Here is a 20,831-nt window from a genome sequence, read left to right on the forward strand (position 1 = left end):
CGCTACTTCAACGCCTCCGGCTGTGACCCCGAAGGCAGACTTGGCGAAGACCACGATCCCGAGACCCACCTGATCCCCGTCGTGCTCGAAGTCGCCCTGGGTAAGCGCGAGAAAATCACGATCTTTGGCGATGACTACCCGACGCCCGACGGCACCAACGTGCGTGACTACATCCACGTCAACGACCTCGCGGACGCACACATCAGGGCGATGGAGAAACTTGATTCCAACAGCCCGATTCTGTGCAACCTCGGCACCGGACGCGGCTTCAGCGTCAAGGAGATCATCGAGCAAGCCCGCACCGTCACAGGCCGGGACATCCCCGTCGAGATCGGCCCCCGCCGCGCCGGCGACGCCATCGCGCTTTACGCCGACCCCTCCAAGGCCAAGCGCGTACTCGGCTGGGAAGCACGGTACAAGGACCCGAAGGCGATCATCGAAACCGCGTGGAACTGGTTCGAGAAAAACCCCAACGGCTACGGTGACTGAATCGCGCAGCCGACCTCGCGTTGGCGTAACATCCCCAATCCCCAGAACGGAATCCCCGCAAGCCCATGGAGATCGAGCAACTTCAAACCGAGGACGTCCGCCCGCTACGGTATGCGGTGCTTCGATCGAATCAGCCGTTCGAGGAAACGTTGTATCCCGGCGACAACTCGGCCGTTCATCTCGGCATCCGTGAGGGCTCAAAGGTCATCGGCGTCGTGTCAATCTACGCGGAACAGCCGATGCCCAAGAAGGGCAAACCCGGCGACTTCCGTTTCCGTGGGATGGCCATCGATCCCAAGTTCCAAGGCTCGGGCGTCGGCACGGCTCTGATTGAGTCGATGCTCGACAAGGCTTGGGAAATGGGGGCACAACGGATCTGGGGCAACACCCGGACGGACGTGTTCGGCTTCTACTCCGGCCACGGGTTCGACTCGGTCGGCGACGTGTTCGACATCCCCGACCTCGGCCCGCACGTGGTGATGTTCATGGACCGCCCCCGCAACCGGTCTTAACCGTCACAAGCGGTGAAACCATGCGACCCGGGAGCCGCCGATCGCTATGATTCATCCGTTCATCCGCATGAACGGGTGAACGCATAAGCCCATGTCCACGACTGCCGCCACCGACGTCTCCGCGCTGCTCGATGCCACCGACCGTTTTGCCGACCGGCACAACGGCCCTGATCCGGCCGAGGTCCGCGACATGCTCGACCTCATCGGTGCCACTTCGCTCGAAGAACTCATCAACGATGCGGTTCCCGAGGACATCCGGCTGGATCGGCCGCTCGACCTGCCTGCTTCACGGACCGAGGCACAGGCGCTGGCAGACCTTCGGGAGATCGTGGAGAAGAACATCGTGCGGCGAAGTCTCATCGGCATGGGCTACGCCGCCTGCGAGACGCCGGCGGTGATCCTGCGGAACCTGTTTGAGAACCCTGGCTGGTACACGCAGTACACGCCCTACCAGGCCGAGATTTCCCAAGGCCGGCTCGAAGCGCTGCTCAACTTCCAGCAGATGGTCAGCGACCTGACCGGGCTGCCGTTGGCCAACGCGTCGCTGCTCGACGAAGCCACCGCGGCGGCCGAAGCGATGGCGATGGCCAAGGGGATCGCGGGCAAGAAAAAGAACACGTTCGTCATCGACGCCGGCTGCCATCCGCAAACCATCGGCGTCGTCACGACCCGGGCACGGACAATGGGCATCGATGTGCGGGTGACAACTCAGATCTCAAATCTCAAATCTGAGATTGCGGAGCAGGCGTTCGGCGTGCTCGTGCAGTACCCGACGACGACGGGTGCGATTGTCGACTACCGCGAACTGGCCGAGCGTGTTCATGAGGCCGGCGGTCTTGTCGTCGCGGCGGCGGACATTCTTTCGCTTTGCGTGCTGACGCCGCCGGGCGAATGGGGTGCGGACATCTGCGTCGGTAACACGCAGCGGTTCGGCGTGCCGATGGGCTTCGGCGGGCCGCACGCCGCGTTCATGGCGACCCTCGACAAGCACGCCCGCAAGATGCCTGGCCGACTGGTGGGCGTCTCCAAGGACGCCCACGGCGACGTCGCCTACCGCCTGACCCTGCAGACACGCGAGCAGCACATTCGCCGCGACAAGGCCACGTCCAACATCTGCACCGCCCAGGTGCTGCTGGCGATAATGGCGTCGATGTTCGCGGTGTACCACGGACCCGAGGGGCTGCGGCGGATCGCGGAGCGGGTGCGTCTGCTGACCGCCGCCCTTGCCGCCGGGTTGCAACGCGTCGGCCACGAGGTCACGCCCGGGCCGCGGTTCGACACGGTGCATGTCAAACCCGTCGGCCTGGAGATCGACCAGATCGTCCGCGTCGCTGGACTCAACGACTTCAACTTCCGCCGCGTCGACGACGGGCTTTGCATCACCCTTGACCAGCGCACCGATCGCGATGAGGTGCAGCAGATCATCGAGTGCTTCTCCGGCGGCGGCACCACCCGCCTGCACATCGACGAGCTTGCCGCCGAGGCGCTCGACGACCCGGAGGCGTGGTACAAGCGCACGACCGGGTACCTCACCCACCCGGTCTTCAACACCCACCACTCCGAGCACGAACTGCTCCGCTACCTCCAGCGGCTGCAGAGCAAGGACCTCTCGCTCACGCACTCGATGATCCCGCTGGGCAGTTGCACGATGAAGCTCAACGCGGCGGCGGAGATGCTGCCGGTATCGTGGCCGGGCTTCAGCGAGCTGCACCCGTACGCCCCGACCCCGCAGACCAAGGGATACGCCGAGCTTTTCGAGCAGCTCGAGACGTGGCTTTCGGAGATCACCGGCTTCGCGGCCGTCTCGCTCCAGCCCAACGCCGGCAGCCAGGGCGAGTACGCCGGCCTGCTCGCGATTCGCCGGTACCACGAATCGCGCGGCGACACCGGTCGTGACATCTGCCTGATCCCCGACTCCGCCCACGGCACCAACCCCGCCTCGGCCGTCATCGCTGGCATGAAGGTCGTCGTCATCAAGTGCCAGGACAACGGCGACATCGACCTCGACGATCTCACCGCCAAGTGCGAAGAACACTCGGACAAGCTCGCGGCGCTGATGGTCACCTACCCGTCCACGCATGGGGTGTTCGAGAAGCACATCCGCACCGTCTGTCAAGTCGTGCACGACCACGGCGGGCAGGTCTACATGGACGGCGCGAACATGAACGCGCAGGTCGGCCTCTGCAGGCCGGGCGACTTCGGGGCGGACGTGTGCCACCTCAACCTGCACAAGACCTTCTGCATCCCCCACGGCGGCGGCGGGCCGGGAATGGGCCCCATCGGCGTCGCGGAGCACCTCGCGCCGTTCCTGCCGGGCGACCCGACGGACGCGGACAGTGCTGCCGTGTCGGCGGCTCCGTTCGGCTCGCCCTCGATCCTGCCGATCTCGTGGATGTACATCGCGATGATGGGCCCGGCCGGTCTCAAACGGGCGACCGAGCTCGCCATCCTCAACGCCAACTACATGGCCAAGCGGCTCGAAGGGCACTTCGGCGTGCTCTTCACCGGCAACAACGGCCGGGTCGCCCACGAGTTCATCATCGACGCCCGGCCGTTCAAAAATGTCACCGTCGAGGACATCGCCAAGCGCCTGATGGATTATGGCTTCCACGCCCCGACCATGTCATGGCCCGTCTCGGGCACGCTCATGATCGAGCCGACCGAGTCGGAAACCAAAGCCGAACTCGATCGCTTCTGCGACGCGATGATCGCCATTCGCGGTGAGATCGACGAGCAACCCGAGCTGCTGAAAAACGCGCCGCACACCGTCCATGCGGTGTCCGGCGATGAGTGGCCGCATCCGTACTCGCGGCAGCAGGCGGCGTATGCATTGCCGTGGGTGCGTGCCAACAAGTTCTGGCCGAGCATCGGCCGCATCGACAACGTCTACGGCGACCGCAACGTCGTCTGCACCTGCCCGCCGATCGAGTCTTACGCACAAAGCTGATGCGACCCGTCAGGCGTTGGACGTTTGATCGTTTTCGAGTTCGTCGTCGCCAGCATCCATCTTTTTCAAGGCGTCATCCATGTGCGCGCCCTTGGCGAGCATGTGGCTTGCCACCGGCGCCGCGACGAACTGGAACACGATCACGAGGATCGCCTTCGTGATGGCGGCGATCACCTCGGTGCGGTCAAAGTCTCCGTCGGGCGCCGCCAAGTGAAGCACCGACGCGAGCAACAGTGACACGATCCCGAGCGTGATGCTCTTGCTCGCCGCATGTATCCGGTTGTACGCGTCCGGCAAGCGATAGATGCCCAAGGCGCCGACAAATAAGAAGAACAACCCGAACAAGATCGCGGCCGCGGCGGTCAGGTTGCACAAGATCGCAATGGCTTCGATCACGGCGACGCCTCCTCACGTTCACGTTTGAGCGCCCGGCGGATCATGAACTGAGCCACGGCCAGGGTTCCCGCGAAGCCGATGAGCGACAACACAAGCACGCCATCGAAAAGCACCAGCGCGTCGACCTTGAGGGTGAACAGCACGACGAGGCCGGCAAGCTGAATGGCCAGCGCGTCCGAGGCGGCCGCCCGATCGGCGAGGTGAGGCCCCCGGATCAATCGGATCACGCACAGCACAACACTGATCGCGATAACGAGAAACCCAACCTCGATGAGGATGTTGATCAGTGCCGCGTGCCAGGGATCGCGCTCGGAGACGATCGGTGCCAACACGCCGGCGAGATGAAGAGCGAAGACGTTCATCCGAACACCTCCGTGAGCAGCCTACGCCGCAGTTCGGTGATTCCTTCGATCGACAATCCCCGGTCCGCGCCGAACATGCAGTGGATGTAGAGGAACTGCTGACCGTCGTCGCCCTTGTCGGACACGTCGACCACCAGCGTGCCGGGCGTGAGCGTGATCGCGTTGGACAGGACGGTGATCTGCACCGGCGTGAGGTCGGTCACCTCGAAACGGACGATTCGCGGGTGGAGTCGGCTGCCGGGCGTGATGACTTCCCGGGCGACGTCGATGTTGGCGATGACGAGGATGCGAACAAAGTACACGCCGAAACGAATCAGGCGGATGATCCGTCCGCCGTAAGCCCGACCAGTCGAGGCCTTGCTGATCGGGTTGAGAATCAGGAAGCCGATGACGAACCCGGAGATCAACGTCGCCGGCGAAAAGCCACCGAGCATCAGCCCAAACATCACCGCCAGCACGAGGTTCAAGAGAAACATGCTCACGGCCGCACCTCCATCCGCTGCTGCTCGACATAGGCCCAGGCCTCGTCGCCCAGAACCGCCGACACGTACGCCTCGGCATCAAGCATCTGTTCCGCGGCGACGTTGGCGAGGTTCAGGTAGCCCTGTGCCCCAAACGCGACCGACAACGCGATCAACACCAGGAAGCCTGTCGCAAAGTAGCCGACCGTGTTCGGCGCGTTGCTCATGATCGGCACGTCGCCCGGCGCCCCGGGTTGTTCCTTGTTCCAGAACGCATAGTTCCAGATCTTGACCATCGACACGAGCGTCAGCACGCCGGTGATGATGGCAAAACCGCCGAGCACGTAACCTTGCCAGTCGGTACGGGCGAAGCTCTCGGTGATGAGCATGAACTTCCCGTAGAACCCACTCAAAGGGGGCAGCCCCACCAGTGACATGGCCGCGATGAAGAACAGCACCGCGAGCGGGACGTCCCGCTTGATCAACCCGCCGAGCCGGCCGAGATCGTCCGTGCCTGTCCGCCCGATCACGAGGCCGGCACACAGGAACAGGGCACACTTCACCACCATGTGCTGCACGACATAGAGCACGACGGCAGCGAGCGCGACCTTCGTCGCCAGTCCGATGCCGAGCACCATGTATCCGACCTGCGAAATGACGTGAATGGCGAGGATCTTGCGGATGCGTGTCGAGCTAACCGCGCCGAGCACGCCGCCGAACATCGTGCCGACCGCGCTGATTAGGATCAATGGCAGCGCGAGTTGTGCGATCAACGGCACGTCGCCGAGCACTTGGATGAACACCCGCAACAGGGTGTAGACGCCCACCTTCGTAAGCAGGCCACTGAACAACCCGCCCATCGCCGGGGGGAGCGTCGGGTAGGTGTCGGGCAGCCAGAACCAAAGCGGAAACGCCGCCGTCTTCGCCGCGAACACCATCAGCAACAGTCCCGCGACCGGCACCATCGACGCGGGCACCTGCCCCGCGTTGGCCAACGCGGCGATCTCGGCGAAGTTCAACGTGCCGAGCACGCCGTACGTCAGGCCACATGCCGCAACGAACAAGGTCGACGCGAACAGGTTCAGCAAGACGTACTTGTACGCTTGCCGCATCTGCGCGGGCGTCGTGCCGAGGATCAGGATGCCGTAACTGCTCAGAAGGAAAATCTCGAACGCGACGAAGAGGTTGAACAGATCGCCGGTGATGAACGCCCAATTCACGCCCATGAGGAGCGAGAGGTACAGCGGGTTGAAGTACCCGCCTGCGAAACGCCTGGGCAGTTCGCGGAGGCTGTAGATGTAGACGGCGAGCATCACCGCCGACGTCACCGCCAGGAGGATGGCGCTGAGCATGTCGACGATCACGCTGATGCCGAACGGGGCCGGCCAGTTGCCCATCTGAGAGACCAGCACGGTTCCGTCGCTGGTCTTTGCCAGAGCCCATATCGCGGCGACCATGTTGCCCAACAACGTACCGACGGCGATGACCCGCTGCGGCTTCTTGTACTTGTGCAACAGCATGTCCGCGACGGCCGCAACCATCGGGAGCATGACGAAGATGACGATGCCGGGGTGGTTCACTTGTCCGCCTCGGCTTTCCGCTCGAGCTCCATGAGCCGGCTCGACCCGCCGCGGCGGTAGGTTACGACGAGCATGGTCAGGGCGAACGCCTGCACCGCGAAGCCGATGACGATCGCGGTCAGGATCAGCGCCTGGGGCAACGGATCCGCCTCGGTGCCGGCCAGCTTACCGTACTCGCCCAACACCGGCGTCGTCTTGCCGAGCGGCGAACCGCTGACGCTGAGGATGGCGAGGTTCGCCCCGTGACCCAGCAGGAACATGCCCATGCAAATGCCTTTGAGCTCCCGGCCGGTGAGCAAGTAGAACGACGCCGCGAAGATCACGCCCACGAGAATGCAAGTCAACAGTGTCACGACGCGACCTCCCCGGTGCTTTGGCCGATCGCTCGACGTTCGACGGCGTTGGACAACACGTCGATCATGCCGACCACGGTGCCAATCACGACGAGCGCCACACCCGCATCGAAGATCAACACGGTCGCCCAGTGGAACTCGACACCCCCCGGCAGGTCGATGTAGCCGTGGTTGGTCGTGAGCAACGGCAGCCCGAAGAACAACGGCCCCAATGCGGAGGTGCCCGCCAAGATCAGCCCGACGGCAATCATCACGTGCTCGCTGACCGGCATGAGCTGCCGGAGCGACGGACCGCCGAACGTCATGCGATAAACCACGATCGTGACCGCCGCGACGAGCCCACCGACGAAGCCCCCGCCGGGTTCCTGGTGGCCTTTGAAAAACACATACACCGCGAAGACGAGCGACACGGGGATCAAGAAACGCACGGCCTGCCGAAGGATCGGCGACACCACTTCGCCGGGCGACGCGAGCGAATCCCGCGGCTCGTCCATTTCGTCGGGCGTGCGCTTCATCAGTGTCCACACGCCCATGACCGCGATGCCGAGCACGACGATCTCGCCCATCGTATCGAAGCCGCGGAAGTCGACGAGAATGACGTTGACCACGTTGGACCCGCCGCCGCCTTTGTGGACGACCGACTCGGTCGGAGCGGGCGGATCGATGTATTTGAGGTCCGTGTCGAACGATGTGAGGTGATCAAGGCCGCGTGCGACCGAGCCGCCATAGACGTTGGCCACGCTCGACGAGTCGGTGCCCTCGTAGCTGTTGCGGAGGAAGTAGTCGCCGAGTTTCTCGACTTCGTCGGCAGCCGCGATGGTCGGCAACTTGGCCGGCGTGTCCGCCGTTGCCGCGACGTAAGTCGCGCCGCCGATCGCCAAACCGATGAGGATCGCAATGACCCCGCGTGGCAACCACCGCTGCCGCGCCTGCGCCCGCTCGTTGGGTAGCAGTGTCAACACGAGCAGGAACAGAATGATGCTGACGATCTCGATGCTGATTTGCGTCAGCGCCAGGTCCGGGGCGGCGTAGAGGTAGTACAGCCCCGCCATACCCAGGCCGGTCGCACCGAGGAGCAACACGCGGATGATTCGTTGCTGCACCACGGCGGCCATGATGACCACGCCGATCGTGATGCCGATGATGAGGTAGCCGGGCAGCTGTTCCCAAGTGAAGTCGAACGTGGCCCGGAACTCCGGCCAGCCCGCGACGGCGACACCCCACCCGAGGATCGCCAACAGCGCCGCACCGAACGTGAAGATGTAGCTGCGGAAACTGCCGTTCTGTAGCGCTTCAAACGGGAATCGCCCACCGACGGTCGCGAGCCAGTAGCCACCATCGAAGAGCCTGCTGAAGACTTCCGGCCATGGCCGAACCGGACCCGCCGCACACAACGGTGTCGCGCCGACGATGAGCCCGATGAAAATTCCCAGCCCGCTGAGCAACAACGGCACGCCCGGCGTCAGCAACTCCCACACCCACGGCAGCGTCGCGAACTTGTCGTAGAAAGTCGGCCCGGCCAACGGATCGAGCAACCAAGCCCCGACAATCGGCACGATGCCGAGAACAAACTGCAAACCGATGAGCAACGCGGCCGGCACCCACAAGAACGCATGCCAGACCGGCACGTCGTGATGCTCCACATGCTCGGGCGGCGTCGCGGAAATCGTCGGCGCGGTCATGAACGTCCGAAGAAAACGAACGAACAACGCGACGTTGCAAAGCCCGACGATCACCGCCGCTGCCGCAAGCGGCCAGAACCACACGCCCAGTGCCTTAGCCGAGTGCGCGACCTGGTACAGGAACATTTCCTTGGCCGAGAAACTGAACGACAGCGGGAAAGCGGCCAGCGCAAACGACCCGATCAGGAACAACGTCGCATACAGCTTTGCGTCGCCGCCTTCACGGTAGAGACCGATGCAGTCGGAGAGCTTTTCACGGTGCAGGCCGTGGATGATCGCACCGGCGAGGATGAACAACGGCGCTTTGTACAGCGCGTGGTTGAGGATCTGCAGGTTCGGCGCGATGAGATTCGCCTCGCCGTCGTAGCTCAGGCCGCCCAAACCGAACGCGGTGGCAAGCAGGCCAAGTTGGCTGATGGTGGTGTACGCGAGGATGGCTTTGAGCCCGTCCTGCCGCAGGGCCATGACGGCGCCATACGCCATCGTGATCGCGCCGAGCGGAATCACGACCAGCGGCCAGACATCGAGATTCGACAGTGGCTCCCAGAGTCGGGCGAGCAGGTAGATGCCCGCCTTGACCATGGCTGCCGAGTGGAGATAGGCACTGACCGGCGTCGGTGCGTTCATCGCGCCCGGCAGCCAGAAGTGCAACGGCCACTGCGCCGACTTCGCGGCGATGCCGACGTAGAGAAGGACGAACGCCAACGCAAGCGTCTTGCCCTGCATCGGCCCGTCCATCTCACTGAACCGCCAGACCGCGCCGTCTTCGTTCCCGCCGGCGATCGCCAGCAAGATCAACCCGCCCATCAACACAAGTCCGCCGAGGCCGGTAACGAGGAACGCCTGCATCGCGTTTCGGCTCGCGACTTTGTCGGAGAACTTCCAACCGATCAGCAGGAACGAACTGATGCTGGTCATCTCCCAGAACAACAGCATCGTCGGCAGGTTGTCCGACATGGTCAGCCCGAGCATGGCCGTCATGAACAGGCCGAGCATCGGGTAGAAGCGATACAGGTCGTCGGGCTTGGGCCCGAGGTAGGCCCGTGCGTAGAGGATGATCAACAGGCCGATGCCGGCGATAAAGCCGTTGAACATCACGCTCGTCGCGTCGACGATCCAAGCGAAGTTCATGTGCAGGCCCGGCACCCATTCCACGGCCTTGGTCTCTACACGACCGTGAGCAGCGACGTGGGCGACGAGCAGGACCAGTGCGATCACCGGGCCGGCCGCGGCCAGCGCGACACGTCCGCCCATGTTCTGCCGGGGCAGGAACAGACCCACGCCACCACAAACCATCGGGGCAAACACGGCGATGAGGAGGGGCCAACCGGACGACATCAAGATCGCATCCTAGGGAAACGCCGGCTCCTCCAAGCGGGCGGGTGTTTTCATGACAAGCACCGCTAACTCGGCGCGATCGGCGTTACCGCCGTACAAATCGAAATCACATCTACGAGCAAACGGAGTCCGGCCCAAGCAATTCACTCGGCGGGCTGCGTCGCAGGAGCTTCCGCGTGGTCATCCCCATGATGGTCATCCCCGTCGGTGTAACCGGGAACGATGACATCTTCGATCACCACGTCCTCGACCGGTCGATCGCCGGCACCCTTGGCAACTTCGCTGATGGCGTCGACGACCTCGGTCCCTTCGATCACCTTGCCGAAAACCGTGTGCCGACCGTTGAGGTGCGGCGTCTCGGTGTCGGTGATGAAGAACTGGCTGCCGTTCGTGTTCGCGCCGGCGTTGGCCATCGAGATCACATATTTCTCGTGAATCAGCGGGTTGCCGACGACCTCGTCATAGAACCGGTAGCCGGGCCCGCCGCGACCGGTGCCGGTCGGATCGCCGCCCTGGATCATGAACTCATCGATCACGCGGTGGAAGATCACGCCGTCGTAAAAGTCCTCGGTGGCCAAGAACACGAAGTTGTTCACGGTCCGCGGGGCAAACTCGGGACGCAGTTCCAGGACGATGTTGCCGTGATTCGTCGAAATCGTGGCGACGATCGGCTCGCGCGGGTCGATCATCATCGCGGGAGCATCTTCCCATTGCTTGGCCGCTTGCTGCTCGGCTGCCACACGCTCGGAAGCAGCAACGGCGGAGGCGGGAATCGTGGCCCGCTCGGGGGCAACGGCGACAAAAGCAGCGATGGCGGTGAGTGCGGTGATCATCAACATGGTTCAAGCCTCCGTGATCTCGATGGTTTCAATCTGGTCACCCTGCGCGATGGCGTCAACGACGTCCTGGCCAGCACTGACCTTGCCGAACACCGCGTGCTTGCCGTCGAGCCAGTCGGTCGCGACGTGGGTGATGAAGAACTGAGAGCCGTTGGTGTTCGGACCGGCATTGGCCATCGACAGCACGCCCGGGCCGTCGTGCTTGAGCTTGAGCGCGCTCGGTTCGTCGTTCCACTTGTAGCCCGCGTCACCGGTACCGGTACCGAGCGGGCAACCGCCCTGGATCATGAAGTCCGCAATGACACGGTGAAACTTGATACCGTCATAGAACCCGTCCTTTGCGAGGAACACGAAGTTGTTCACGGTCGTCGGGGCTTCGCTGGCGAACAGTTCGACGTGGATCTCGCCTTTATTGGTCTTGAAGTTGGCCGTATAGGACTTTGCAGGGTCGATCTGCATGTCGGGTGCGGAGCGGTATGACTTGGGCATGGCCGCATGGTAGGCCGGCTCCATCCGTTGTAACCCGCACAGTCGGGGAAAGTCGTCGGCCGTGACGACCGATGTTCAGATTGTGGCACACGACTCGGAAAAAGAACCGGCGCACCTCGGCTCGGTGTTCAGCGGCAACACCGTCGAGTTGGATACCGAGACAACCGAAATCGAGTTGGTCGAAGCCGAGGAAGTTCTGATCGACCGCACCGCGTTCGGGTTCGACCCGGAGCCGGCCGACACGATCGACGCCGAAATCGAGGAACCGCCCGCACCGATCGACATTCGACCGGTGCCGATGAAGTACGCCGCCGCGGCCGCGATGATGCTCGGTGTCTTGGGTATGTTCGCCGGCCGACAGATGACCGGCACAGGCCCCGCAACGTCGATGGCCGCCGGCACCGCCGACACGTCGTTCGTCGACGAACCGATGATCGAGCGCACGCCGGGTAAGTCTTACATGCTCTACGCTGAATCGGTGACGCGTGATGGTGCCGACAAACTCGCGCTGCGACTCTGGAGCCTCGGCATCGAGACAACGGTCGAGCGAAACGTGCCGAACATCAACGGCTACGCCCTAGTCGGCACGCGTGGCTTCGACCTGATCAACGGTCTGCCCAACGGCGTCCGCCGATCCATGCCCGGCGTCGTCGAGGCGGGCTTCAACCCCGAGCCGATCCACTGGTCGCGCTAATCGGTGCCGAACTTCGCCGTCACCCGAATCGGGTCTGTTGCGTCGATCGCCACGTCACGCAACTTCGCCGTGCCCAACGGAAACGCCGCGAGGGGGAATCGCTTTTTCTCTAGTTCCTTGAGCTTGTCGCCGAGCAGGCCGGTGAGCAGCTTCATCACCAGACCGTCGCCGTTGAGCTGCAAACCCGACAGCCGTGCGACGAGATCGCCGTCGACTTCGAGGTTGCCGGTGAGGCCAACGGAGAACGCGGGCTTCATGAAGCCCATCGGCTTGTGCCCGTTGATCGTCGCGTCGAGCCGGACGCTCCGCGGGCCATGGCTTGCGATGTCGAGATCAATTCCTTCGATCACGACGCCGTGACCGTCCGCCCCCTGTTTCACCTTCGTCCCGATCAACGCGCGAAGGTCCGCCAGCGCGATGGACACATCCACATCACCGTCGCGCACGCTGCCGAGCATCAGCAGCCATCGCCCGTCGTCGGTGTCCTTGTCGAAGTCGAACGAAACACCGTTCGCGGTCAACGCCAGCTCCACATCGGCCGTGTCGACCTTGATCGGTCGGCCTTCGACAAGAAGGTTGTCGAAATGCGGGCCGGGCGTTCGTGTGTCGCCGGGTCGCGGGCGCTTTGGCGGGACGTCGGTCGACACTCTTGCGTCGGTGACCGTCACCTTGAGAAGATCGTCGGTGACATTAACGGCGTTGTGCCGTGGATCGAGCGTCAGTTCATTACGCAACGACCCGAGAATGGCATCGCGGAGTTGGTCGTTCGTGGCCGGCGGCTGATCGTTGTCGTGGTCTAGGTGAAACACGCCAGCAATGCTACTCCGGCCCGTTGTCGTCCGGGTCGGCCGATTTGCCGACGCCGAGAATGTTGAAAGTACCCAGAATCACCGCAAGCCCGCCGACGAAGAGCCATAGCCAACCGCCGATGGTCGGCTTGGTCAGTTCTAGGCCGATCACGAACAGGCCGATGAGCGCGACGACAACGCCGCCGATGCGGGACTTGGGCATGCGCGATCAAAGGCGCGCCGTGAGCGCTTGCGGGAAAATGCTTGCCCGGCGGTCGGTCGTGGGCGACACTTCTGGCCTGAGATGATGTCCATAACCCTGAAACAACCAATCGCCGTCGTTGCCGCATTCGCCTTTCCCGCAGTCGCGTTGGCCGGACCCGGAGCGGTGTTCAGCGATGACTTTTCCGACGGGGTCATCGGACTGCAGTGGACCCAGCTTGCCGACAACCCGCTGGACTTGGCCATCATTGAGGAAAACGGCCAGGTCGGTGTCATGGCGAACGGTTTCGGTGCACTCACCGATGACGCACTGTACCTCAGCAATGGCAGCGCGGGGTTCCGGCTCTCCACCGCCGACCCGTTCAACATGCAACTCGACTACAGCTACGCCACCACCGCCGACGTCAGCTCACCGCTGGAAGGACTCGCGCTGGTCTTCGGCGTCGGGGTCGACACCGACGGACAAGACAGTGCCGCGATCGGATTCGGCACGGCCAACGCCGGCATCGGGAACCTCACCGGTGCGACGGTTGCCTTCCGCGTCGACGATGCCCAGACCGTCTCACTCCCCGACACCACGGTTTCCTCAACCGGCACGTTCGTCATCGACTACGCGCCCGACACCGACACACTCACCTTCTCCACCAATGACGGCTTCAGTGATGATCTGACCGGCTTAGTGCAAGGTATCTGGGGCACGGATGCGTTGTTCGTCAGCTTCGGCGCACGCGGCAACGGCTTCGCGACGGACCAGTTCAACTCATTTTTCGACAACTTCGTGATCAACACTGGCACGCTCGTGGCCGTGCCGGAACCGGCATCGGTCGGATTGATCGCATTCGGAGGTTTGGCGCTACGGCGTCGGCGTTGATCGGGCGACTTCGTCGCCGCCACCGTTAGACCGGGAACAGCGAACCTTGTTCGAGGCCGAGAAGCTTGCGCTTCACGTCAGGGCCGCCGCCGCTGTAACCGCCGATCTTTCCACCGGCGGCGACAACGCGGTGGCACGGAATCACGATCGGGATCGGATTGGCACCGTTGGCCGCACCAACGGCGCGAGACGCGCCGTGCTTGCCGAGACGGTCTGCGATATCGCCGTAGGTGAGAGTTTGACCGAACGGGATCTTCAGCAGTTCCGCCCACACCGTTTGTTGGAACGGCGTGCCTTTCGGAGCGAGCGGGAGGTCGAACGCGTGGAGTTTGCCGTCGAAGTAGGCAGCGAGTTGCGCGCCGAGTTCATGGATGACCGGCGATTCGCTCCCCTGCCGTGTGGCGGCGGGGCTGACGGCACGCGTGAGAGACGTGACGGCACCGTCCTTCGCGACAGCGACAAACCGGCCGATGGGGGTTTCGATGATCGCTTCTTCCGTCATTACTTTTCCCTACTCCCATTCGATCGTCGCGGGCGGTTTCGACGAGATGTCGTAGACCACGCGGTTGACGCCCCGGACTTCGTTGATTATGCGGTTGCTCATCGTCGCGAGCACGTCGTACGGCAGCCGCGCCCAGTCGGCAGTCATGAAGTCCTTGCTCTCGACAGCACGGATTGCGATGACGCTTTCGTAGCTGCGACCATCGCCCATGACGCCGACGGTACCGATCGGCAGCAACACGGCGAACACCTGCGCGGTGCTGCGGTAAAGCCTGGCGGCGGTCAGTTCGTCAAGCACGATCTCGTCCGCTTGTCGTAAGACGTGAAGCCGCTCCTCGGTGATGTCGCCCATGACCCGCACGGCCAATCCCGGCCCGGGGAACGGGTGCCGCCAGACCAAGTGCTCGGGTAACCCCAGAACCTCGCCAACCCTCCGCACCTCGTCTTTGAACAACTCACGCAACGGTTCAACGAGCTCGAAGCCGAGCTCCTCGGGCAAACCGCCGACGTTGTGGTGCAGCTTGATGTTGGCCGATGTCCCCGCATAGCCATGGCCCGACTCGATCACGTCGGGGTACAGCGTGCCCTGTGCGAGGAACCGCGCGTCGGGGATCTCGTCGGCGTGCTGCTTGAACACGTCGATGAACGTCTTGCCGATGATCTTGCGTTTCTCCTGCGGATCGGTCACGCCGGCCAGTCCGTCGAGGAACACCTTTTCCGCGTCGGCCACCCGCAGGTCGATGTGGAAGTGATCGCGGAACGTCGACTCGACGAGCTGCTTCTCCTTGTTTCGCAGCAGGCCGTTGTCGACGAAGATGCAAACGAGTTGGTCGCCGATCGCCTTGTGCAGCAAGGCTGCGGTGACCGAGGAATCGACGCCGCCGGACAGGCCGCAAATGACCGTCGCGTCGCCGACCTGAGCGCGGACATTTTCGACGGTCACGTCGACGAAGTTCGCCATCCGCCACAGACCCGAACAGCCGCAGATGTCATAGAGGAAGTTGCTGAAAAGCTGCTCGCCACGTGGCGTGTGTGTGACCTCCGGGTGAAACTGCACACCCCAGATCGGCTTGCCCCGGTAGGCCGCGGCGGCGAACGGACATGTGTCGGTTGCCGCGACACTGTCCCATTGATCACCAAGTTCCTGCACCTGATCGGCGTGGCTCATCCACACCGTCATGTCCGGCGGCAGCCCTTTCATCAACTTGGATTGTGCGTCCTTGAGCGTGAGCTTGGCCCGGCCGTACTCGCGGGCCTCGGCCGATTCGACCTTGCCGCCGAGCAGTGTGGCGGCCAGCTGGAATCCGTAGCAAATCCCCAGCACGGGCACGCCGAGTTCGAAGATCGCCGGGTCACACTGCGGTGCGCCGCCTTCACCGACGCTGCTGGGTCCGCCACTGAGGATGATGCCCTTGATCGACGGATCGCGCAGCGCTTCGGCCGGCGTATCAGGCCGCATCAACTCGCTGTACACCCCCGCCTCGCGCACCCGCCTGCAGATCAGCTGCGCATACTGCGAACCGAAATCCAACACCGGAACCCGCTCGGCATGCACCTTGTCGTGTGGGGAAGACGCTTCCATCGGTCGATGCTATCGACGCACCCGGCAGATTGCACTTCTGTCCCAACGCCGCCACCAGTTGGACCTCGGCTACTGTCCGGCCGATGTCCCGCAAACGCTCCGACGTTTCGCCTGATCGGCTCGCCGAACTCCACGCCGGCGCACCGACCCGCGAACTCGTCGAGCAACTCGCGATGGACGAGGCGGAACTGGCCCGGCAAGTCATGGGCAACGTGCCACGGCTTGCCGAAGCGCTCGACGCTGACGACTCCGGCACCGTCGACCGCATCCGCCTTGCCGCTGACGTGCTGATCGCGGAACTCGGGGCAACCGAGGCCAGAAAGCAATGCGCTTCGTCTAGCAGTGATGTCATGCGTGGCTGGGGCGCGTTTGTCGTGGGGCGACAGCCGACCGGCGGATTCGCGACGCGCCTGCGACAGATGGCAAAGTTTGCCGACGACCCACACTTCGGCGTCCGCGAGTTCGCTTGGCTCGCGCTGCGTCCGCACATCGCCGAGGATGTCGGTCGAGCCATCCAGGCATTTATCCCGTGGACACGCCATCGCTCGGCCAACCGCCGCCGCTTTGCCGTCGAAGCCACCCGTCCCCGTGGTGTCTGGTGCAAACACCTCGCCCCGCTCAGAACCGATCCCACCCCCGGCTTGCCGCTGCTCCAACCGCTGCACGATGATCCGAGCAAGTACGTCCGCGACAGCGTGGCCAACTGGCTCAATGACGCGGCGAAGGATCACCCCCAATGGGTGCGTGAAGTCGTCGCCGATTGGGGCCAAACCGATGCGTCGGCGTACACCGTCCGCCGCGCGTTACGAACGATCAAACGCTAATCTCACCCCATGCAAATCGTGGCTCACACCGGCGGCATCGCGCAGACCAACTGCTTCCTCGTCGTTGACGAGGACAGCAAGCAAGCCGTGCTGTTTGACGCGCCGGATCACACGGTCGGTCCGGTGCTCGACCACGTCGAGAAACACGACCTCGAACTGATCGGAATCTGGCTCACGCACGGGCACTACGACCACATCGCCGACCATGCGGTCGTGCGTGAAAGATTCCCGAAGGCGGAGTTGCGGGTGCATGCGGATGACCTGCCGATGCTGTCGGCCCCGCAGGCGGCCATGTTTCAGTTGCCGTTCGACATCCCGCCCGCGACTCCGACCCACCGCGTCGCAGACGGAGATCGCCTGCACATCGGCACGATGCCCGTCGATGTCATCCACACGCCAGGCCATTCGCCGGGACATGTCTGCTACCACCTACCCGAGCAAAACGTGCTGATCGGCGGCGATTTGATCCTGATGAACTCGATCGGCCGCACCGACCTGCCCGGTGGCGACGAGCCGACGCTCATGGCAAGCCTACGCCGTGTCATGCGGCTCTCGGACGACACGCGCTTGCTCACCGGACACGGCGCCTCCGACACCCTCGGGGCAGAGCGAACGCTTAACCCATTCGTCAAAGCCGCCCTTGCCACCAGCGGATAAGGCGTACAACGAACCGAGATCAGTCAGTCCGAGCTTCGCCAGCCCTCACGGGAGTGCGGAGAACGGTCGCGGTACCAAAGAACGCTTCCCCGGTCGCAGGTGAGAGAAGTTCAACTTCGACGCATGCGTCGGACGCCTCGGCGTAAAACCGGAGTTGGGTGACGGGCGTCTGGGCCGTCGCGGCGGGTCCGGCTGACGCAACCGCCGCCGCATGAGCCGCGCGGATCGCCCGGACACGGGCATCACGGGACACCCCCCGCCAGACCGCCGCGGCCGACGCCGGGGGATTCAACGTCTCCAGCGCCACGGGATCGATCGCGGTGCCCGTGGCCACGAACGGTCGCCCGAACCAAGCCCGGCTTCCTTTCGCGACATCATCAACCCGCAAAGGCCCGCCTTGTCTTGCGACCCCGACCAACAGGTCGCTCACCAGACGTCCGTCGAGTTGGAGGTGGAACTGGCACACATCGGCGGTGAGCCAGCGGGCACCGCCGATGATCTCCGCGCGGGAAAGCGCATCCTGCAAACGCTCGGACTGTCCGGTGTCGTCCAGGTACCGCCCCACCGTCACGCCGGGCAGGAGTTCGGTGTTGCGGATTTCGAAACCCAACTCACGCCGGGCGGCTTCACGGGCAACGTCTTCGAGCAACTGCCGCTGGGCCTGCTGCGTTCGCGCAACCTGAGCGGATGCCGACAGGCCGGGAACAAACAGAATCAACGCGAGGAGCAGACAACGCACGGGCATGATGGGACGCGGGGAGGAGGCTCCCGTCAAGTCGGACACCGCCCGGACCCGTTGGTTGGCCGCAGCGTCGGCTGGGAAGCTGAAACTCGCGGGGGCCACGGTTCTACCATGCACCGATGAGCGCCCCAGCTTCCGAGCCGACGAGCATGTTCCCGCGTCGCCCGACCCGCCAGATCGTCCTCGGCGACGACCGCGTCGGCCGGGTGAAAGTCGGCGGCGGCCTGCACGGTACGACGCCCGCCCCCATCGCCGTCCAGACGATGACCAGCGGCTACACCCACGACGTCGACGGCTGTGTCGCGGAAATCCGCAAGCTCAGCCAGGCCGGGGCCGACGTCGTCCGCGTTGCCGTGCCGGAACGGAAGGACACCGGCGCGCTCAAGGAGATCCTGCCGCAGGTGAACGTGCCGATCGTGGCCGACGTGCATTTCCACTTCCAACGCGCCCTCGAAGCCGTCGAGGCCGGCGTGCACAAGATCCGCCTCAACCCCGGCAACATCAACGACCGCGCTCAGGTCATCGACGTCATCCAAGCCTGCAAAGACCGCAGGCTGCCCATCCGCGTCGGCGTCAATGAAGGCTCCATCATCGAACGGAAGGACAAGCAGAAGCGCCTCAAGGAACTCGGCGGCTACTTCTCCGACTCCAAGCACGGTCACCTGCTCGCGATCATGATCACCAAGCTCGAGGAGTACCTCGACATCTTCCATGAGCAAGACTTCCACGACATCGCGATCAGCGCCAAGTCCATCGACGCCCAGCTCGTCATCGCGGCGTACACGGAGATTTCCAAGCGTTTCGACTACCCGCTGCACCTTGGCGTGACCCACGCAGGCCCAAAGGAAACCGGCACCATCCGCAGCGTCGTCCCGCTGGGCCACCTTCTCGCGTCGGGCATCGGTGACACGATCCGACTCTCATACGCCAACGACCCGATCTACGAAGTCGAGGACGGACTGGAACTGCTCTACACGCTCGGCCTGCGTGAACGCCGCGGCGCGGAGCTGATCGCGTGTCCGACGTGTGGGCGGATCCAGGTCGACCTGTTTACGCTGACCCAAGACGTGCGGAAGATGCTGGCCGATGAGATCACGGTGCCGATGAAGGTCGCGGTGATGGGCTGCGTCGTGAACGGCCCCGGCGAAGCCGAGGGCGCCGACGTCGCCATTTTCGCCGGTAACAAGAAGGGCATCATCTACGTCCAGGGCGAGCGCGTCGCCAACATCCCCGAAGCCGAGATCCTCGACCGCCTGCTCATCGAGTGCAAAGCGTTCCAGGACAAAGTGCAAAGCGGCGAAGCCAAGCTCGGCGACAAAGTCGTCGAAATCGCCCCACCCGACCCGATCGGGGAGCTGGGCAGCGGCTGGGACAAAATCCGCGAGGAACGTGGCACGGTGCTGCCGGTGGTGGGTTGACACAAGTTGCGAATGCATACACCCTTCGACACATCCGATTCCATGAACGAACCTGTGGGGGCACAAACCGATGGCACTAACAAGCGCTTATGTCTTGCCGACTAATCGAATTCCCGATGTTTTCCAGCAGATTCGGGACGGACAGGCCCCTGACCGAGTCACCCAGCAACTTCTGAAGGACTGGGGCTTCACGTCCAAAAACGATCGAGCATTCCTGCCTTTGCTCAAAGCGTTGCGATTCCTTTCACCAGACGGAAAGCCGACACAACGCTATCACGATTACCGCGATCATTCCCGCTCGAAGTCAGTCATGGCGGACGCTCTTAGGGACGCCTATGAGGACTTGTTCCTGATCAAGTCAAAACCGTCCGAATCAGACAGAGAGGCTATTGAAGGCAAGTTAAAGAGTTTTCATAATGCCAGCGATAATGTCGCGGCATTGCAGGCGAAGACTTTTTATGAACTACTCAAGCTCGCGGACTTGGAAGCGTCAAATGTAAAGGCGCAGGCTGCCTCCGAGCGCATCACAGTTAGCGACGAAGCGACGCCAGATTCACCAATCGAAGCCGATTTCAAAAACACGAACGGCATTTCAACTAGCTTGCACTACAACATCCAGATTCATCTCCCTGCAACGAAGGATGTCGAGGTGTACAACGCAATCTTCAAATCGTTACGGGAGCACCTCCTTGAGCCTTAAAGACCTTCGTGACTACCTCTTCCGCGGGCTCATGTTTGAGTCGGAGGCTCGCGATTTTCAAAGCGCCGGCATCGAAGTTGGTGCGAACTCGGGGGAAAGTGAAGAAGCGCTTCTGACTGAAGCACTGGCCCCATTCAGCGTAACTAGGCGAAATTCCGCGCTCGAAATGGGAAGACTTTATGTTGTGCTCCATTGCTTTGAGAATGAGATCAGGTCTTTTATTCGGGAGGCGTTAAGCGAGGCGGAAGGATTAGACTGGCAAGATAAGCTGCCACCGAGGATTAAATCGCACGCGGAATCGCGCAGGGATTCAGCGGAGAAGGAATCTTGGCTAGAAGGTGAGAAGGCCGATCTCTTGGGCTTTGTCGACTTTGGCCACCTGGC

General features: G+C 63.2%; 22 protein-coding genes and 1 pseudogene. 10 read left to right on the forward strand and 13 right to left on the reverse strand.

The annotated features are described in order from the left end of the window. The 3 genes from AAGD32_14980 to gcvP all read left to right on the forward strand — a co-directional run. Window positions 1-489, forward strand: a 489-nt coding sequence (locus AAGD32_14980) for a GDP-mannose 4,6-dehydratase (protein MEM8875548.1), incomplete at its 5' end; no start/stop codon positions are given. Between the two features lie 65 nt (window positions 490-554). Then, window positions 555-1,001, forward strand: coding sequence for a GNAT family N-acetyltransferase (locus AAGD32_14985; protein MEM8875549.1), 447 nt, complete (start codon window positions 555-557; stop codon window positions 999-1,001). A 91-nt stretch (window positions 1,002-1,092) separates the two neighbouring features. Then, entirely contained in the window at window positions 1,093-3,948 is a 2,856-nt protein-coding gene (gene gcvP, locus AAGD32_14990; GenBank protein ID MEM8875550.1) for an aminomethyl-transferring glycine dehydrogenase, read from the forward strand. Window positions 3,949-3,957: 9 nt separating this feature from the next. Here gcvP and mnhG read toward each other — a convergent pair whose 3' ends face one another. The 8 genes and pseudogenes from mnhG to AAGD32_15030 all read right to left on the reverse strand — a co-directional run bounded on the left by mnhG (window position 3,958) and on the right by AAGD32_15030 (window position 11,448). Then, complete coding sequence (mnhG, locus tag AAGD32_14995; GenBank protein MEM8875551.1) at window positions 3,958-4,344, reverse strand: monovalent cation/H(+) antiporter subunit G; 387 nt, start codon at window positions 4,342-4,344, stop codon at window positions 3,958-3,960. Further along, window positions 4,341-4,706, reverse strand: coding sequence for a monovalent cation/H+ antiporter complex subunit F (locus AAGD32_15000; GenBank protein MEM8875552.1), 366 nt, complete (start codon window positions 4,704-4,706; stop codon window positions 4,341-4,343). The genes mnhG and AAGD32_15000 overlap by 4 nt, the downstream gene beginning before the upstream one ends. Then, window positions 4,703-5,182, reverse strand: a complete 480-nt coding sequence (locus AAGD32_15005) for a Na+/H+ antiporter subunit E (protein MEM8875553.1) — start codon at window positions 5,180-5,182, stop codon at window positions 4,703-4,705. Before AAGD32_15005 ends, AAGD32_15000 begins: the two co-directional genes overlap by 4 nt. Window positions 5,183-5,184: 2 nt before the next feature. Further along, window positions 5,185-6,747, reverse strand: coding sequence for a proton-conducting transporter membrane subunit (locus AAGD32_15010; GenBank protein ID MEM8875554.1), 1,563 nt, complete (start codon window positions 6,745-6,747; stop codon window positions 5,185-5,187). Beyond that, window positions 6,744-7,100, reverse strand: a complete 357-nt coding sequence (locus AAGD32_15015) for a sodium:proton antiporter (protein ID MEM8875555.1) — start codon at window positions 7,098-7,100, stop codon at window positions 6,744-6,746. The genes AAGD32_15010 and AAGD32_15015 overlap by 4 nt, the downstream gene beginning before the upstream one ends. Next, on the reverse strand, window positions 7,097-10,120 hold the full coding sequence (mbhE, locus tag AAGD32_15020; protein MEM8875556.1) for a hydrogen gas-evolving membrane-bound hydrogenase subunit E: 3,024 nt from the start codon (window positions 10,118-10,120) through the stop codon (window positions 7,097-7,099). The genes AAGD32_15015 and mbhE overlap by 4 nt, the downstream gene beginning before the upstream one ends. Window positions 10,121-10,350: 230 nt before the next feature. After that, window positions 10,351-10,812, reverse strand: a pseudogene (locus tag AAGD32_15025) (peptidylprolyl isomerase). 150 nt (window positions 10,813-10,962) lie between these two features. Beyond that, the gene (locus tag AAGD32_15030; GenBank protein ID MEM8875557.1) at window positions 10,963-11,448 is read right to left on the reverse strand and encodes a peptidylprolyl isomerase; all 486 of its coding nucleotides are present in this window, start codon (window positions 11,446-11,448) and stop codon (window positions 10,963-10,965) included. Between the two features lie 82 nt (window positions 11,449-11,530). On the opposite strand from AAGD32_15030, the gene AAGD32_15035 reads away from it, so the two are divergent. Continuing rightward, on the forward strand, window positions 11,531-12,142 hold the full coding sequence (locus AAGD32_15035; protein ID MEM8875558.1) for a hypothetical protein: 612 nt from the start codon (window positions 11,531-11,533) through the stop codon (window positions 12,140-12,142). Here AAGD32_15035 and AAGD32_15040 read toward each other — a convergent pair. Together AAGD32_15040 and AAGD32_15045 are read right to left on the reverse strand one after the other, a co-directional pair. Further along, window positions 12,139-12,951 carry a hypothetical protein gene (locus AAGD32_15040; GenBank protein MEM8875559.1) on the reverse strand — a complete coding sequence of 271 codons (813 nt, stop codon included), beginning with the start codon at window positions 12,949-12,951 and terminating at the stop codon, window positions 12,139-12,141. The two genes, AAGD32_15035 and AAGD32_15040, sit on opposite strands and share 4 nt — an antisense overlap. Before the next feature lie 10 nt (window positions 12,952-12,961). Further along, on the reverse strand, window positions 12,962-13,153 hold the full coding sequence (locus AAGD32_15045; protein MEM8875560.1) for a hypothetical protein: 192 nt from the start codon (window positions 13,151-13,153) through the stop codon (window positions 12,962-12,964). 84 nt (window positions 13,154-13,237) lie between these two features. Here AAGD32_15045 and AAGD32_15050 point away from each other — a divergent pair, with 84 nt between their 5' ends. Further along, a complete protein-coding gene (locus AAGD32_15050) occupies window positions 13,238-14,023 on the forward strand; it encodes a PEP-CTERM sorting domain-containing protein (GenBank protein ID MEM8875561.1) in 786 nt (261 codons plus the stop codon). Between the two features lie 25 nt (window positions 14,024-14,048). On the opposite strand, the gene AAGD32_15055 is transcribed toward AAGD32_15050, so the two are convergent. Beyond that, complete coding sequence (locus AAGD32_15055; GenBank protein ID MEM8875562.1) at window positions 14,049-14,525, reverse strand: methylated-DNA--[protein]-cysteine S-methyltransferase; 477 nt, start codon at window positions 14,523-14,525, stop codon at window positions 14,049-14,051. A gap of 9 nt (window positions 14,526-14,534) precedes the next feature. Beyond that, the gene (gene guaA, locus AAGD32_15060; GenBank protein ID MEM8875563.1) at window positions 14,535-16,106 is read right to left on the reverse strand and encodes a glutamine-hydrolyzing GMP synthase; all 1,572 of its coding nucleotides are present in this window, start codon (window positions 16,104-16,106) and stop codon (window positions 14,535-14,537) included. An 83-nt stretch (window positions 16,107-16,189) separates the two neighbouring features. Between guaA and AAGD32_15065 the strand changes: the two genes are divergently transcribed. Further along, entirely contained in the window at window positions 16,190-16,930 is a 741-nt protein-coding gene (locus AAGD32_15065) for a DNA alkylation repair protein (protein ID MEM8875564.1), read from the forward strand. Between the two features lie 9 nt (window positions 16,931-16,939). Next, entirely contained in the window at window positions 16,940-17,587 is a 648-nt protein-coding gene (locus AAGD32_15070) for an MBL fold metallo-hydrolase (GenBank protein ID MEM8875565.1), read from the forward strand. Between the two features lie 19 nt (window positions 17,588-17,606). Here AAGD32_15070 and AAGD32_15075 read toward each other — a convergent pair whose 3' ends face one another. Beyond that, window positions 17,607-18,326: a hypothetical protein gene (locus AAGD32_15075; GenBank protein MEM8875566.1), complete on the reverse strand. Its 720-nt coding sequence runs from the start codon at window positions 18,324-18,326 to the stop codon at window positions 17,607-17,609. A 122-nt stretch (window positions 18,327-18,448) separates the two neighbouring features. On the opposite strand from AAGD32_15075, the gene ispG reads away from it, so the two are divergent. The 3 genes from ispG to AAGD32_15090 form a co-directional block, all read left to right on the forward strand. After that, the gene (ispG, locus tag AAGD32_15080; GenBank protein MEM8875567.1) at window positions 18,449-19,747 is read left to right on the forward strand and encodes a flavodoxin-dependent (E)-4-hydroxy-3-methylbut-2-enyl-diphosphate synthase; all 1,299 of its coding nucleotides are present in this window, start codon (window positions 18,449-18,451) and stop codon (window positions 19,745-19,747) included. Window positions 19,748-19,817: 70 nt separating this feature from the next. Further along, on the forward strand, window positions 19,818-20,447 hold the full coding sequence (locus tag AAGD32_15085; GenBank protein ID MEM8875568.1) for a DUF5343 domain-containing protein: 630 nt from the start codon (window positions 19,818-19,820) through the stop codon (window positions 20,445-20,447). Next, window positions 20,437-20,831 (forward strand): hypothetical protein (locus AAGD32_15090; GenBank protein MEM8875569.1); only part of this gene is annotated, 395 nt, incomplete at its 3' end. The genes AAGD32_15085 and AAGD32_15090, both read left to right, overlap by 11 nt.

Source organism: Planctomycetota bacterium, assembly GCA_039182125.1.
Classification (GTDB): domain Bacteria; phylum Planctomycetota; class Phycisphaerae; order Tepidisphaerales; family Tepidisphaeraceae; genus JBCDCH01.

Coding starts and splice junctions, on each gene's coding strand:
- AAGD32_14985 (MEM8875549.1), top strand. CDS start 555: ATGGAGATCGAGCAACTTCAAACCGAGGACGTCCGCCCGCTACGGTAT.
- gcvP (MEM8875550.1), top strand. CDS start 1,093: ATGTCCACGACTGCCGCCACCGACGTCTCCGCGCTGCTCGATGCCACC.
- AAGD32_15000 (MEM8875552.1), bottom strand. CDS start 4,706: ATGAACGTCTTCGCTCTTCATCTCGCCGGCGTGTTGGCACCGATCGTC.
- AAGD32_15005 (MEM8875553.1), bottom strand. CDS start 5,182: ATGTTTCTCTTGAACCTCGTGCTGGCGGTGATGTTTGGGCTGATGCTC.
- mbhE (MEM8875556.1), bottom strand. CDS start 10,120: ATGTCGTCCGGTTGGCCCCTCCTCATCGCCGTGTTTGCCCCGATGGTT.
- AAGD32_15030 (MEM8875557.1), bottom strand. CDS start 11,448: ATGCCCAAGTCATACCGCTCCGCACCCGACATGCAGATCGACCCTGCA.
- AAGD32_15045 (MEM8875560.1), bottom strand. CDS start 13,153: ATGCCCAAGTCCCGCATCGGCGGCGTTGTCGTCGCGCTCATCGGCCTG.
- AAGD32_15050 (MEM8875561.1), top strand. CDS start 13,238: ATGTCCATAACCCTGAAACAACCAATCGCCGTCGTTGCCGCATTCGCC.
- AAGD32_15055 (MEM8875562.1), bottom strand. CDS start 14,525: ATGACGGAAGAAGCGATCATCGAAACCCCCATCGGCCGGTTTGTCGCT.
- guaA (MEM8875563.1), bottom strand. CDS start 16,106: ATGGAAGCGTCTTCCCCACACGACAAGGTGCATGCCGAGCGGGTTCCG.
- AAGD32_15065 (MEM8875564.1), top strand. CDS start 16,190: ATGTCCCGCAAACGCTCCGACGTTTCGCCTGATCGGCTCGCCGAACTC.
- AAGD32_15070 (MEM8875565.1), top strand. CDS start 16,940: ATGCAAATCGTGGCTCACACCGGCGGCATCGCGCAGACCAACTGCTTC.
- ispG (MEM8875567.1), top strand. CDS start 18,449: ATGAGCGCCCCAGCTTCCGAGCCGACGAGCATGTTCCCGCGTCGCCCG.
- AAGD32_15085 (MEM8875568.1), top strand. CDS start 19,818: ATGGCACTAACAAGCGCTTATGTCTTGCCGACTAATCGAATTCCCGAT.